This is a genomic window from Methylocystis parvus (genome assembly GCF_049675845.1).
Lineage (GTDB): Bacteria > Pseudomonadota > Alphaproteobacteria > Rhizobiales > Beijerinckiaceae > Methylocystis > Methylocystis parvus_A.
The window spans coordinates 2728293-2742531 of record NZ_CP187161.1; the positions used below are offsets into that span (position 1 = coordinate 2728293).

Here is a 14239-nt window from a genome sequence, read left to right on the forward strand (position 1 = left end):
CGCGCGCTGAAGACAGGCGAAACCTTGGTGAACGCGGAAGCCCGAGCTTATCCTTAATGTAACTGCCCATTAACGGCTCTTGCCCACAATGCTTGCAAAGCGGAGCCATTGTGGGGCCGCTCGCGACAAGGGTCCCCCGTGGGATCCGATTTCAGGGCCGGCATGGGCGACATTATCGAAACCATTATCATCGGGGCCGGTCCTGCCGGTCTCACGGCGGGTTACACGCTTGCGAAACATGGGCGCGACGCGCTCATTCTCGAGCAGGACCCCGTCTATGTCGGCGGCATCTCGCGCACCGCGAGCTATAAGGGTTTTCTGTTCGACATTGGCGGCCATCGCTTCTTCTCGAAGTCGAAGGAAATCGTCGATCTTTGGAACGAAATCCTGCCGGATGATTTTCTCGAGCGTCCGCGCCTGTCTCGCATCTATTATCGCGGCAAGTTCTACGCCTATCCGCTGAAGGCCTTCGAGGCGCTGAAAAATCTGGGCGTCTTCGAAAGCGCGGTGTGCATGGCGTCCTTCGCCTACGCCAAGGCCTTTCCGGTCAAGGAGCCGAAGACCTTCCATCAATGGGTGCGCAACCAGTTCGGCGAGCGCCTCTTCGGCATCTTCTTCAAGACCTACACCGAGAAGGTGTGGGGCATGAGCTGCGACGAGATCTCCGCCGACTGGGCGGCGCAGCGCATCAAGGGCCTCTCGCTCGGCGCCGCGATCATCGACGGTCTGCGCCGCTCGCTCGGCCTGCGCAAAAGCGGGGCCGGCGCCAAGACGCTGATCGAATCCTTCCGCTATCCGCGCAAGGGCCCCGGCATGATGTGGGAAGCCTGCGCGCGCAAGATGCAGGAGATGGGCGGCCGCCTGCTCATGGGCCGCACCGTCGACAGTCTGCATTATGACGAGGTCTCGAAGCTCTGGACGGTGCGCGCGACAAACGCGAATGGCGAGGTCGAGACCTTCTTCTCGCGCAACGTCATGTCCTCGGCGCCGATGCGCGACCTCGTCAACGCCATCGAGCCGAGGCCGATGAGCCTCTTCCATGCCCGCGACCTCAAATATCGCGACTTCCTCACCGTGGTGCTGATCGGCCGCCCGCAAAAGGAGCTGCCGGACAACTGGGTCTATATTCACGATCCGTCGGTGAAGGTCGGCCGCGTCCAGAACTTCCGCAGCTGGTCGCCCGAGATGATCGCCGACGGCGTCTCGACCTGCCTCGGCCTCGAATATTTCTGCTTCGAGGGCGACGGCCTGTGGTCGGCGCGCGACGAGGACCTCATCGAACTCGCCAAGCGCGAAATCGGCCAGATCGGTCTGATGGATCCCGCCGACGTCTTCGACGCCTGCGTCGTGCGCCAGGCCAAGGCCTATCCCGTCTATGACGAGACTTATGCGCAGAATGTCGAGACGATCCGTCTCGAAATCGCCTCGCGCTTCCCGACGCTGCACTGCATCGGCCGCAACGGCATGCACAAATACAACAATCAGGACCATGCGATGATGACCGGCATGCTCGCCGCGCTCAACATCGTCCGCGGCGAAGAGGTCTTCGACATCTGGCAGGTGAACGAGGACGCCGAATATTCGGAAGCCGGCGTCGAGGGCGCCGTCGAGGCGCTGACCAGCGAGCGGCTCGTGCCGCGCAAGGTGGCGTGAAGATGGCCCTGCTGACGGAAGGACAAAGCGCGCTCGCCGGGCGCCTGACGCCAGCGCGGTTGCTGCGCTTCCTGCGCGACATGGTCCGCTACGCGGCGGCGAGCGTCTTCGCGCTCGCCCTCGACTATGGCGTGCTCATGACGCTGACCAAGGGTTTCGGCGTCGGCTATCTGCAGGCGGCGGCGGCGGGCTTCCTTTCCGGCCTTGCGCTCATCTATCTCCTGAGCGTCCGCTTCGTCTTCGAGGGCCGCCGGGCCCGGGCCCCGCGCGTCGAAATGTTCGGCTTTCTCGTCACGGGCGTCGTGGGGCTCGGCCTCACCGAAGTGCTGATGCATGTCTTCGTCGGCGAACTCGGCCTGTCGCTGACGCTCGCCAAGATTGCGACGGCGGGCTTCGTCTTCATGTTCAATTTCGTCACGCGCCGGGGCCTTCTCTTCAAGACGGCGCCGGCCTGATCCGATGACGGACGTCGCCACGCCCGAAAATGAGCGCGCAATGATCGCCGGCCGGGACGCGGGCGAGATGTCGCTGCCCGTCGGCGTCGTGATCCTCGTCTCGCTGCTCTGCGCCGCGGCGCTCACATTCGGCCGCGCCGAGATCGTCTGGCGCACGGGCGCCTTCTTCGATTCCGACGACGCCATGCGGGCCGTGCAGGTCCGGGATTTTCTCGCCGGCCAAAACTGGTTCGATCTGACGGCGCATCGTCTCGATCCGCCGAGCGGCCTTGTGATGCACTGGTCGCGCATCGTCGACCTGCCGCTCGCGGGACTCGATCTCTTCTTCTCGACATTTCTCTCGCCCGACTATGCCGAGCGCGCGACCCGGCTGGTCTTTCCCTTCGCGCTGCTCGCCGCGCTCTTTGCGGCGACGGGATGGCTCGGCGGGGTCCTCGCGGGCGCCGGCGCGCGGCGCGCGGCGATCTGGCTGACAATGCTCTCGGGTCCGATGTTCCTGCAATTCGCGCCGGGCCGCATCGACCATCATGCGCCGCAGATCGTGACGCTCTCGCTCGCCTTCGGCTTCTTCCTGCAAGGTCTGGACCCCGCGCGCGGCTGGCGGCTCGCCATCGCCGCCGCGCTGATGGCGCTCTCCTTCGCGATCAGCCTCGAAAACCTGCCCTTCTTCGTCGTCATGATCGCGGCGCTGCCGCTGCTCTTCATCGTCGACGGCAGACGCGCGCCGCTGCTGTGGTTCGCGGCCGGCGCGCTCGTCGCCTTTCCCGCGCTCTACGGGGCGATCAATCCGCGGGGGGCGTGGTTCGCGTCGGCCTGCGACGCCTTCTCCTTCGTGCATCTCGCCGCGCTATGCGTCGGCGCCGTCGGGCTCGCGATCATCGCGCTCCTGTCGCCGCGTCTCTCCACGATCCGCACGCGCCTTTTCGCCGTCGGCGCGGCGGGCGGCGCGAGCGCCACGAGCGCGCTGCTGATCGCCCCGAAATGCATCGGCGATCCGCTGGGCGGCCTCGATCCGCTGCTGCGCGATCTGTGGCTCTCGCAGGTCGTCGAGGCGAAGCCGCTTCTCTCGCTTTACGCGACGGCGCCGGGCATGGTCGTCGCCACCGCGGTCCCCGTGCTGTTCGGCCTTGTCGCCGCGCTCGGCTTCGCCTGGAAATCCGAGAGCGTCGCGCGCCGGCGCTGGCTCGTCGCCGCCGCCGTCATCGTCATCGGCTTCGCGGCGGGCATGTGGCAGATGCGCGTCTTCACCTCGGTGACGCCGCTCGCGATGGTTCCTCTCGCGGCCGCGATCGTCGCGCTGGTCGAGCGTTTCGATGTGAGCGCCGCCTTGCGTGTCGCGCTCGCCGCCGTCATCGCGATCGCCCTCTCGCCCATGGGCCTCGCGCTCGCTTTGCCGTCCAGGGACGATCCCGACGCAGGGGCCGAGCGCGCCTGTCTCGCGCCGGAGGTTTTCGCGCCCCTCGCCGCCATGCCGGCTTCGCGCATCGTCGGCTCCTTCGACATTGGCAGCCATCTCCTCGCGCATACGCCGCACAGCGTTTTCGCCGCGCCTTACCACCGCGACAATCACGGAAACCGAATCGCCGCAGACGCCTTCACCGCTGCGCCGGGAGACGCGGAGGCGATCCTTCGCAAGGCCGGGGCCGAGCTCGTGGTCTGGTGCGCGCGCGCGAAACAGCCATCGGCTCTTGTCACCGCCTCTCCCAATGGCCTCGCCGCCCTGCTTACGCGCGGCGAAGCTCCCTCCTGGCTGGATCGAAAGTCGGGCCCAAGCGCGACTCTCCTTGTTTTCGCCTTGAGACCGGTGAAATAAAGGCGTCACAGAGGCCACTCCGACGCTTGGGATTCGCACCGTGACGACGATGTTCGATCGCCGCCGACTGATTTTGGGCGCGGGCGCGCTCGCCGCCGCGCCGGCTTTCGCGCAGCCGACGGCGCAGGAGCTTTCCGAAGAACTGCAAGTGCGCGTCGAGAACAAATCCGTTCCCGAACTCTGCGCCGAGAAGGACAATATCGAGCTCGATTTCGTCTCGCAGCGCATTCGCGGCCTGCAGATCCAGGCGGTGCATCCCTCCTACATCAACACCATCGTCTCGGATCGCTGGGCGCCCGACTGGTCGAGCTGCGATCTCTCCCACGATCCGAAATTCTTCGCGAAGGCGCGGCGGCGCACCTTCTACGAGACGCCCGAATTCTGGATCACGGGCTATACCTTCCCCTCCTTCTGGCGGCCGAACGACGTCGCCATCCGCGTCGGCGACACGGTCGAGCGGGGTTTCCATCTCATCCAGTTCTGGATCTGGTATCGCGAGCGCGCCGAAGAGTTCATGGTCTTCTATCCGCCGGACGGCTATTGGCGCGCGCGCCCTCTGCCTTTCGAGGATATGCGCTGGACCGCCTATGGCTCCTCCTTCCTCGTCGGGCCGGTGGAGACGCAGGAGCGGCCGATCGTCGATATCGAGGAGGTCGCCTTCGAGCCGGCGACCCGGACGCTCGTCCTGAAGTTCCGCCGCGGCGGGCAGGCGCGGGTGACGATCAAGAGCATTGATCAGGAGCGCCTGACGCTCGATGTCGAATTCGACGAAGCCGTCGCGGGCAGCCGCCCCTTCGCGGCCCTGCGCTCCATGTACGCGATGGAGACGATGAGCGACGCGGCCATCGTCGCCTGGCGCTCCAAGCGCGGCAAGAGCTGGGAGGAGGCGCCCGTCATCGACTTCCCCGGCGCCAGCGCCACGGAAGTCTGGGTCGGCCGCCATCTGCCCTCGCGTCACAATCTCTCCGCGCCGGATATGGTCTTCGGCAAATTCCACGGCGAGAAATGAGCGGGCGGCGCTCCTATGCGCTCGACGCCGCGCGCGGGCTCGCCGTCCTCGCGATGGTGGCCTTCCACCTGATCTGGGATCTCGGTCACTTTGGCTATATCGACGCGTCTATACCGTGGTCGGCGCCCTTCAAGGCCTTTGGCCACGCGATCGCCTTTTCCTTCCTCTTCATCGCGGGCGTGTCGCTCGTCTTGGCGCATCGGGAAAAGATTCACTGGCGGGCCTTCGGGCGGCGCTTCGCGATCCTCGCCGGCGCGGCGGGGCTTGTGAGTCTGGGCACCTGGCTCGCTTTTCCCTCGGCCTTCGTCTTCTTCGGCATCCTGCACGTCATCGCGGCGGCGAGCCTCGTCTCGCTCGCCTTCCTTTTCGCGCCGTGGCCGGTGTCGATCCTCGTCGGCGCCGCGTTCTTCGCCGCGCCGCATTTCCTCGCCTCGCCCGCGTTCAATTCCAATTGGCTGCAATGGCTGGGTCTCGGGACGACCGAGCCGCTGACCCAGGACTGGCGGCCGTTCTTCCCTTGGGCGGGGGCGATGATTCTGGGGGTGGGCGCGTCGCGCGCGCTGCCGCTCGGCACTGCGAGGGTCGCGGAAAAGGTCGAAGCCAAAAGCGAGCTTGTTTCAGCCGAAGCCGCCGCCGCGCCCGATCAGCCCCCCGCATGGCTGACGCCGCAAGCCCCGCACCCCAACCCTCTTCCTCATGACGAAAAGCGGGGATGGCTGCCTTTCCTCGGCCGCCACAGCCTGCTGATCTATCTCGCGCACCAGCCGCTGCTCTTTGCGATCTTCACCGGCCTCGTCATGCTGGCGCCGCCGCCGGAAGACCCGAAGGCCTTCGTCGCGGCCTGCGAGAAGGGCTGCGTCGAGGAGGGGGCGTCGCAGGCCTTTTGCCACGACGCCTGTGTCTGCACGCAGCAGGAGGCCGAACGCACAAAGGCGCTCGCAGGCGTGAAGGACGACGAGGCGCGCGGGAAGATTTTACGGGAGATTGCGGGGAAGTGCGTGGCAACTGGCAGGAACGACGCTCAAGAAAGACAGTAACCACCCGGCAAAGGTCATGCTACGTTAAAGGCTCATTGCGAGGCTAAACTGTGAGCCATCCTATAACGCTAAAGAAACGCGCCTACGGTCGCTCCCTTCGGGATTTCAAGAGCCTCACTTGGGCAGAAAAGAAACTAATTGCTTCGACCTCGCGCGGTAAGGTCTGTCTGCTTGGCTCGAAGACGCCTGATGCGCCAACGCGCGCTAACGCCGTGAGGCCTGAGCTCATCCGCTTTCTCGCACTTGGCGGTGATGATTACGCAGCCGTGCATGAGAAGGGAGTGCAACTCGCGGGGGCATATATCGGTGGCACCAAGCAAGGAGACGGGCCGCGCGCGCTTGATCTCGACGGCTGCGAGCTATCTGCGCGCCTTGGGCTCTGGAATTGCCGCTTTGCAGCGCCGCTCTACTTGGAGGGTGCGAAAGGCCGCAGTATCTCGCTAAACAACTCCATTTTTCCCGGGATCCAAGGCGATGGATTGCATCTCGACGGGGATTTATTCCTCGGTGCCGTTCGCTCGTCTGGAAAAGTACGTTTGCTTGGTGCCGGCATCGGCGGCGATCTCTCTTGCGAAGGGGGGCAGTTTGAAGACAAGGAGGGTCCCGCGCTAGCTTGCGACCGCGCCATAATCGGTGGCGGCGTTTTTCTGGGCAATGGCTTTCGCGCAACCGGTGGCGTGCGCCTACTCGGCGCCAGCATTGGTGGCGACCTCTCATGCCTAGGCGGCCGTTTCAAGAACAGCGGTGGCGCAGCGCTATCGTGCGATGGCGTTGAGGTCGCTGGCAGCGTTTTTCTCAACCGTAACTTTCACGCGACCGGCGCGGTGCGTCTGCTCTGCGCTAGCATCGGTAACGATCTTACGTGCATCGGCGGGCGTTTCGAAAGCCCAGATGGGTTCGCGCTCTTTTGCGACGGCTCCAACATTGGCGGGGCTCTGTTATTTCGCGGGGGCGCGCAAGCTGAGGGCGTAATCTCCCTCACCCATGCCAAGGCCGCAACGCTAGCTGATGATGTCGACTGCTGGCCTGAGGATTCACTTGATCTCGATGGCTTTAGGTATGATCGCATCGATGCCAGCGCAGCGCTCGATGCCAAACGGCGCATCGCGTGGCTAGATAAGCAAATTCCCCAAGTGCGCGACGGAGATTGGTTCGCTCTCCAGCCCTGGATGCAGCTAGCTAAGGTGCTGCGCGAGCAGGGGCATTTTCGTGACGCCGCCGAAGTCGATATCGCAAGAGAAGACCGCTTGCGTGCCGCCGGCAAAGTTGCCGATCGGTCAACGGTGAGGGCGTGGCGCGATCGGTGGGGTCGGCTTGATGGACAGGGTCGTTATATCTCGTTTTTTTCGCTCATCGGCCGTCTCGGCGACTTCGTTACTTGGGCCCTGCACTGGTTCTATGGCTGGTTTTCGGGCTACGGCCATCGACCGATGCGCATAGTCTACGCGGCTTTCACAATTTGGATCGCGCTTGCATTCGTCTATCGCTTGGCCGCGTCTGATGCTCTTTTCGCGCCACTTAACGCAGCCACAGTGCGCGAGATGAAGTCAAAGTGCGATAAGCAATTCACACCCGGAAGAATCCAATGGACCCAATGCGATGTGCTGCTTACGGCCTATCCGCGTTTCAGCCCCTACGCGTATTCCCTTGATTTGATCCTGCCCGTGGCGCGGCTCGGGCAATCGAATATGTGGACACCAATTTCGGATGGCGCGTGGTTCTCGCTCAGCGGCTGGACGCAGCGTCTTGTTTGGTTCGAAGAGATTTTTGGTTGGGTTGCGGCGCTGACGCTTGGCGCTATTGCGGCGGGGCTTGTAAAGCGCCGTGATGGCTGAGCCCGCGAGCGACCGTAGCTAACACAAGGCACCCCTCTCCCGCAGCGGGAGAGGGGTGCTGTCACTCACATCCCTCCGAGATGCTCCGCAACCGTAAAGATGTCCTTGTCGCCGCGGCCGCACATATTCATCACCATGATGTGATCTGAGGGCTTCTGCGGCGCCAGTTCGAAGACCTTGGCGAGGGCGTGGGACGGCTCCAGCGCCGGGATGATGCCTTCGAGTTTGGAGCAGAGCTGGAAGGCGTTCAGCGCCTCCTTGTCGGTCGCGCTGATATATTTCACGCGGCCGGTCTCGTGCAGCCATGAATGCTCCGGGCCGATGCCGGGATAGTCGAGGCCCGCCGAGATCGAGTGGCCTTCGAGGATCTGGCCGTCATCGTCCATCAGCAGATAGGTGCGGTTGCCGTGCAGCACACCGGGCTTGCCGCCGGTGAGCGAGGCCGCATGGCCGTTCGGCACGTTGATGCCGTGGCCCGCGGCTTCGACGCCGTAGATCTCCACCGTGGGATCGTCGAGGAAGGGGTGGAAGAGGCCGATGGCGTTGGAGCCGCCGCCGATGCAGGCGACGAGCGAATCCGGCAGGCGCCCTTCCATCTCCTGCATCTGGACCTTGGTCTCGTTGCCGATGATCGACTGGAAGTCGCGCACCATGGCCGGATAGGGATGCGGGCCGGCGGCGGTGCCGATGCAGTAGAAGGTGTCGGCGACATTGGTCACCCAGTCGCGCAGCGCCTCGTTCATCGCGTCCTTCAGCGTGCGGGCGCCGGACTGCACCGGCACGACTTCGGCGCCGAGCATCTTCATGCGGAAGACGTTGGGCTTCTGCCGCTCGACGTCCACGGCGCCCATGTAAACAACGCATTGCAGGCCGAAGCGCGCGCAGGCCGTGGCGGTCGCGACGCCGTGCTGGCCGCGCCCGTCTCGGCGATGATGCGCTTCTTGCCCATGCGCCGCGCGAGCAGGATCTGGCCGAGCACATTGTTGATCTTGTGCGCGCCGGTGTGATTGAGCTCGTCGCGCTTGAAATAGACCTTGGCGCCTTTGCCGGGCTCAGCCTTTTCGCGCACATGCTCGGTGATGCGCTCGGCGAAATAGAGCGGCGACGGGCGGCCGACATAATGCTTGTGCAGGCTCGTCAGCTCTTCGTGGAAGGCCGGGTCGTTGCGGGCGTCGGCATAGGCCTGCTCGAGATCGAGCACGAGCGGCATCAGCGTCTCGGCGACAAAGCGGCCGCCGAAAATGCCGAAGCGGCCATTTTCGTCGGGGCCGGCGCGGAAGGAATTGGGAAGCGGCTTGGTCACGGGGCGTTCCTCGGGTGCGTGGCGGCTACGCCCCCTCCCCGACCCTCCCCCGCAAGCGGGAGAGGGAGCAGGCTGCGGCCTTCATCGACGTCGCTGATCGCGAGCGTCCCCTCTCTCGCGAAGCGGGGGAGGGACAGGGAGGGGGTGAAAGCAGCTATTCGTCTGCCAAAACCTTTAGAACCTTCCGGCCGCAAATCAAAGCGATCGAACGGCCTCGACAAAGGCCTTGATCCTGCCGGCGTCCTTCACGCCCCTCTCGCGCTCGACGCCGGAGGAAACGTCCACCGCCGGCGCGCCGGTGCGGCGCAGGGCCTCGGGCGTCCGATGGTCGCCATCAGCGTGTCGGGGCTGGAGAGGCGATGTCGTCCTCGCCGAGGTAGGAGCCGGTCTGCACCTCGATCCCGATCCCCGATTATACGCGACCGGGACGATGTCGATCTTGCCGATCAGGATTCTTGCCGGGATCAGGCGGTGCTTGCAGCCGATCGGCAGATAGATCGACTCGTTCTCGTGGACGAGATGGATCTCGTCGTCGCGGCCGACTTCCGCCGTGCCGCGCACCACGATCCAATGCTCGGCGCGATGGAAGTGCATTTGCAGCGACAGACGTTCGCCGGGCTTCACGACGATGCGCTTCACCTGATAGCGCGGCCCTCGTCGATCGACTGGTAATAGCCCCAGGGACGGAAGATGCGCTTGTGCTCGCCCGCCTCGCGGCGGTTCTCGCGCTTGAGCTGGTCGACGAGGTGCTTCACCTTGTCGCCATGCTCGTGATTGAGCACCAGCACCGCGTCCTGCGTGGACGACGATGACGTCGTCGACGCCGACGACGGTGGTGAGCGTCTCCTCCGAGCGCACATGGACGTTCTTTGCGTCCATCACGACGCCGTGGCCGCGCACGGAATTGCCCTGCGCGTCGCGCTCGGAAAGTTCCCAGACCGCGCGCCAGGTGCCGACGTCCGACCAGCCGATGTCGGCGGGATCAGCGCCGCCTTGTCGTCTTCTCCATCACCGCGTAGTCGATGGATTTCTTGGGCGCGAGGGCGAAGGCCTCGTCCAGCACGAGGAAGCCGAGATCCATCTTTGCTGCGTCGATCGCGGCGTCGGCGCGCTCGCGATGAAGGGCTCGAAATTCGCGATCTCCGCCTGCATCACGTCGGCGCGGAAGATGAAGATTGCCGCTGTTCCAGAAATAGCCGGCGTCGATATAGCGCTGGCCGTGCGCGCGGTCGGGCTTTTCGACGAAGGCTTCGAGCTTGAGCACTTCGTCGCCGGGATGGATGGGCGCGCCGGGACGCAGATAGCCATAGCCCGTCGCCGGGCTGTCGGGCTTCACGCCGAGCGTCACGATATAGCCCTCGGCGGCGGCTTCGCCGGCCTTCTTGCACAATTCCACGAGGCCGGCGCGGTCGCGCACGACATGGTCGGCGGCGAGCACGACGACGACCGTGTCCGGCGCGCGGCGCGCGGCGAGGCCGGCGGCGACGGCGACGGCCGGGGCCCGAATCGCGGCGCGATCGGCTCCAGCACGATGTCGGCCTGCATGCCAATCTCGCGAAGCTGGTCGGCGAGGAGGAAGCGATAGTCGCTGTTGGAGATGACGATCGGCTTTTCGAAGGCCGGGTCCGCCAGCATCGCCATGGTCGTCTGGAAGGTCGAGCGTTCGCCAACAAGCGGAATGAATTGCTTGGGAAGCGTCTCGCGCGACTCGGGCCACACGCGCGTGCCGAGACCCGCCGCACATGATGACGGGCAGAATTTTCGTCACGATCCGCCTTTCAAGAGAGAGCGCTGCAAATTGATCCGGGGCGCGGAAAGCCAAGCGCGCCGGCTCTCATTAGCAGAGAAACCGCCTGCTTTCCTCTGTTTACCGGCGCACAAGTAAACGGGCGCGATCGAAAAACTCGATGCGCCCGTTTCTTGGCAAGAATTTGACACTTTCACGCCTGCGCCCCGCGCGGCGCCCTTAGCTCTTGCCCTTCTTTTCCAGTTCGGCCTTCAGGGCGGCGAGTTTGGCGAAGGGCGAATCGGGATCGGGCTGGCGCTCGCGCTTTTCGGGGGCGTTGAAGCCCCCTCCCGGACGTCCGCGCCGATCGTCGCGCGGCCCGCCCCGCTCGAAGCGCGGCTTGTCGAAGCGCGGCTTGTCCTGCGGTCGGCCCCCAGGGCGGCCGCCTCCGTCGGCGCCGCCTTCCGCCGCGCGCGGGCGGTCCCGACGCGGTCCGTTGCGGCGCTCGCCTTCGCCCTGGCCGGCAGGCTGGCCGTGATGACGACGGGGCCGCGCTGCCGGCGGACCCAGACTTCGATCATCGCGACCGGCGCCGCGGCCTCCGGCAATGCGGCGTGGGCGCGGCGCTGCGGCGACGCTCGATCTGTCGATCGTGGCTCGCCCGCCGCAGGCGCCTTCGTCTGTCTCGGCGGGGGCGTCCGCCGGCTCTCCTTCTGCTGGGGCCGGGACTTCGACTTCTGCGACGGTCGCGTCGGCTTGGCCTCGGCCGGGGCTTCCGCAGCAGGGGCCGTCTCCTCGGCCGGGGCCGCTTCGGCCGCCGGCTCCTGCGACGACTCGGCCGCCGCCGCTTCCGGGGCTGCCTCCTCGCCTGCGGGCTTGGGAGAAATCGGCTCCATCGAGGCCGCCGGGATCATCGTCGCCGTGATCGCGGGTCCGGGCCGTTGTGCGCGAGGCGTAGCCGAGCGATTTCAGGATCGAGGCGAAGGCCTCGCCCGAGCAGCCGGTGAGCGAGGTCATCGCGACCGTCACGACGAAGCCGTCGCCGTCGGCGGTTCCCGGCGGCGGGTCGCCGGCCGTGACGCCGGGCTTGTAGGCGATGGCCGGGCGGATGAGGTCCGCGAGGCGCTCCAGAATGTCGACGCGCACCACGCGCTCGCCGCAGACGCGGAAGCCGGCGGCGCGGTAGAAGCCCTTGTGGATCGACGGGTCGGCCGCGAAGGAGGTGCGGCCCGAGGCGGCGAGATGCGGGACTTCCTCGAGCCCCTTCACATTGTCGAGCCCGCCATGGTGCAGGGCCCAGAGCAGCGAGGCGAGCGTGCGGGGCGCGGGTTTCAGCAGCAGCGGCAGATAGATGTGATAGGCGCCGAAGCGCACGCCGAGCTTGCGCAGCGCGCCGCGGTCCTCCTGCGAGAAGGCCTTGATCTCCTTGGCGACGCGCGCGCGGTCGAGAACGCCGAGCTCCTCGGCGATCTGGAAGGCGACGCCGCGCGTCACGCCCTCCAACCCCTCGCCCTTTTCGAGCGTCTCGAGCGGGCCGAGCAGCTTCTTCACATGCTGGGCGAGCCAGAGATTGAGGCGGTTCTGAACCTTTTCCAGCGCCGCGCCGGTCAATTGCTCGTCGGCGAGAATGCGGGTCGTCGGCGTCAGCACGCCCGGACCTTCGGCGATCTTCGCGACGGGTTCGCCGAGCCAGCGGATCACGCCGTCATTGCCGAGCACGAAGGCGTCGTCCACGGCGTCGAAGACGCGGGTGGCGCGCGCCTCGAACTCTCCGGCCAGCGCCTTCTGGGCGGCGGCGTTCAGGGCCCTGGCGGCTTCCCCCGCCGCGCCGGGATCGGGCGTGAAGCGAAAGCCCTGCAGGCTTCCGACATGCTGACCCTCGACCAGGACGTCTCCGGCGGCGTTAATTTCGGCTTCGAGCATCGCATTCTCTCTTAAGCGGCGCATCAGCACGCTGGTGCGGCGATCGACGAAACGCTGCGTCAATCGGGTGTGCAGCGCGTCGGACAGGCTGTCCTCTACCCGACGCGCGACGCTCTGCCAATGCTCGGCGTCGTCGAGCCAGCCGGATCGGTTGGCGATGAAGCTGACCGTGCGCACTTGCGCGAGGCGGTTGGACAGCGTGTCGATGTCCCCGTCGATCCGGTCGACGGCGGCGATGTGCCTCGCCATCCAGTCGCCCGGAATTCTGCCGCGCCGGGCGATGAAGGAAAAAACCGACAAAGCGAGGTCGGCATGGGCGGCGGGCGAAGTCTTCCGATAATCCGGAATCTGGCAGGCTTCCCAGAGGCGGGCGACGTCGGCGGGCGCCTTGGCGTTCTTCTGCGCGATTTCGTCGCGGCTCACCGCTTCGAGCGTCAATTGGTCGACCGCGATGGGTGCGCGGGTGAAGCGGGGATGGTCCGGGGTCTTCTCCAGCGCGTTCACAAGGCCCGCGATGGAGGAAAAGTCGAGCTCGCTGTTGCGCCATTGCAGGAGCTGAACCGGATCGAAGCGATGGTCTTCGAGCTGCTCGATCAGATCCTCATCGAAGGGCGGACAGCGGCCGGTCGCCGAAGGCGCCGTCGCTCATGTGGCGGCCCGCGCGCCCGGCGATCTGGCCGAATTCCGCCGGGGTGAGGCGGCGGTAGCGCCAGCCGTCGAATTTCCGGTCGGAGGCGAAGGCGACGTAGTCCACGTCGAGATTGAGCCCCATGCCGATCGCGTCGGTCGCGACGATGTAATCGACATCCCCGGACTGGAAGAGCTCCACCTGGGCGTTGCGGGTGCGCGGCGAAAGCGCGCCCAGCACCACCGCGGCGCCGCCGCGCTGGCGCTTGATCCATTCGGCGATGGCGTAGACCTCCTCGGCGGAGAAGGCGACGATGGCGCTCTTTGGCGGCAGGCGCGAAATCTTCTTGTCGCCCGCGAAAGTGAGTCGCGAGAGGCGCGGGCGGTTGAAGATGGGCGCGCCGGGGAAGAGCTCGCGAATCAGCGGCTCCATCGTGCCCGCGCCGATGAGCAGCGTCTCCTGCCGGCCGCGCCAGCGCAGCAGCCGGTCGGTGAAGATGTGGCCGCGGTCGAGATCGGCGGCGAGCTGGATTTCGTCGATGGCCAGGAAATCCGCGTGAACTTCGCGCGGCATGGCTTCGACGGTCGATATCCAGTAGGCGGGGTTGCGGGGCTTGATCTTCTCCTCGCCCGTGATCAGCGCGACAGCCTCGCTCCCGATCTTTGCGACGACGCGGTTATAGACCTCGCGCGCGAGCAGCCGCAGCGGCAGGCCGATGACGCCGGTCGGGAACGAAAGCATCCGCTCGATGGCGTGATGCGTCTTGCCGGTATTGGTCGGCCCGAGCAGGCGCGGCATATGACTTGTCGCTTCTTCTCGTTCTTGACCCTGGACGCCAGAATTGGGGGCGCCGCCGT

The 14239-nt window shown here is 65.9% G+C and carries 9 protein-coding genes and 2 pseudogenes; 6 read left to right on the top strand and 5 right to left on the bottom strand.

The genetic code is table 11. The features are described from left to right. Nucleotides 1-162 precede the first annotated feature (162 nt). Genes ACPFMJ_RS14220 through ACPFMJ_RS14245 form a run of 6 tightly spaced genes read left to right on the top strand, consistent with a single transcriptional unit; the run spans nucleotide 163 to nucleotide 7802 of the window. Nucleotides 163-1653, top strand: coding sequence for an NAD(P)/FAD-dependent oxidoreductase (locus ACPFMJ_RS14220; RefSeq protein ID WP_424363871.1), 1491 nt, complete (start codon nucleotides 163-165; stop codon nucleotides 1651-1653). A 2-nt stretch (nucleotides 1654-1655) separates the two neighbouring features. Continuing rightward, complete coding sequence (locus ACPFMJ_RS14225; RefSeq protein ID WP_424360627.1) at nucleotides 1656-2108, top strand: GtrA family protein; 453 nt, start codon at nucleotides 1656-1658, stop codon at nucleotides 2106-2108. Between the two features lie 40 nt (nucleotides 2109-2148). Further along, on the top strand, nucleotides 2149-3921 hold the full coding sequence (locus ACPFMJ_RS14230) for a hypothetical protein (protein ID WP_424360628.1): 1773 nt from the start codon (nucleotides 2149-2151) through the stop codon (nucleotides 3919-3921). Between the two features lie 49 nt (nucleotides 3922-3970). Continuing rightward, on the top strand, nucleotides 3971-4930 hold the full coding sequence (locus ACPFMJ_RS14235) for a hypothetical protein (RefSeq protein WP_424363872.1): 960 nt from the start codon (nucleotides 3971-3973) through the stop codon (nucleotides 4928-4930). After that, nucleotides 4927-5967, top strand: a complete 1041-nt coding sequence (locus ACPFMJ_RS14240) for a heparan-alpha-glucosaminide N-acetyltransferase (protein ID WP_424360629.1) — start codon at nucleotides 4927-4929, stop codon at nucleotides 5965-5967. Before ACPFMJ_RS14235 ends, ACPFMJ_RS14240 begins: the two co-directional genes overlap by 4 nt. A gap of 50 nt (nucleotides 5968-6017) precedes the next feature. Next, a complete protein-coding gene (locus ACPFMJ_RS14245) occupies nucleotides 6018-7802 on the top strand; it encodes a hypothetical protein (protein WP_424360630.1) in 1785 nt (594 codons plus the stop codon). Nucleotides 7803-7867: 65 nt separating this feature from the next. Here ACPFMJ_RS14245 and trpB read toward each other — a convergent pair. From trpB to ACPFMJ_RS14270, 5 genes and pseudogenes are all read right to left on the bottom strand, one after another. Then, nucleotides 7868-9105 (bottom strand): annotated as a pseudogene (trpB, locus tag ACPFMJ_RS14250) (tryptophan synthase subunit beta). 195 nt (nucleotides 9106-9300) lie between these two features. Further along, a complete protein-coding gene (locus ACPFMJ_RS14255; RefSeq protein ID WP_424360631.1) occupies nucleotides 9301-9390 on the bottom strand; it encodes a hypothetical protein in 90 nt (29 codons plus the stop codon). Between the two features lie 49 nt (nucleotides 9391-9439). Beyond that, nucleotides 9440-10873, bottom strand: a pseudogene (locus ACPFMJ_RS14260) (mannose-1-phosphate guanylyltransferase/mannose-6-phosphate isomerase). A 198-nt stretch (nucleotides 10874-11071) separates the two neighbouring features. Then, complete coding sequence (locus tag ACPFMJ_RS14265; protein ID WP_424360632.1) at nucleotides 11072-13258, bottom strand: hypothetical protein; 2187 nt, start codon at nucleotides 13256-13258, stop codon at nucleotides 11072-11074. 97 nt (nucleotides 13259-13355) lie between these two features. Then, complete coding sequence (locus tag ACPFMJ_RS14270; protein WP_424360633.1) at nucleotides 13356-14180, bottom strand: helicase-related protein; 825 nt, start codon at nucleotides 14178-14180, stop codon at nucleotides 13356-13358. Nucleotides 14181-14239: the final 59 nt, after the last annotated feature.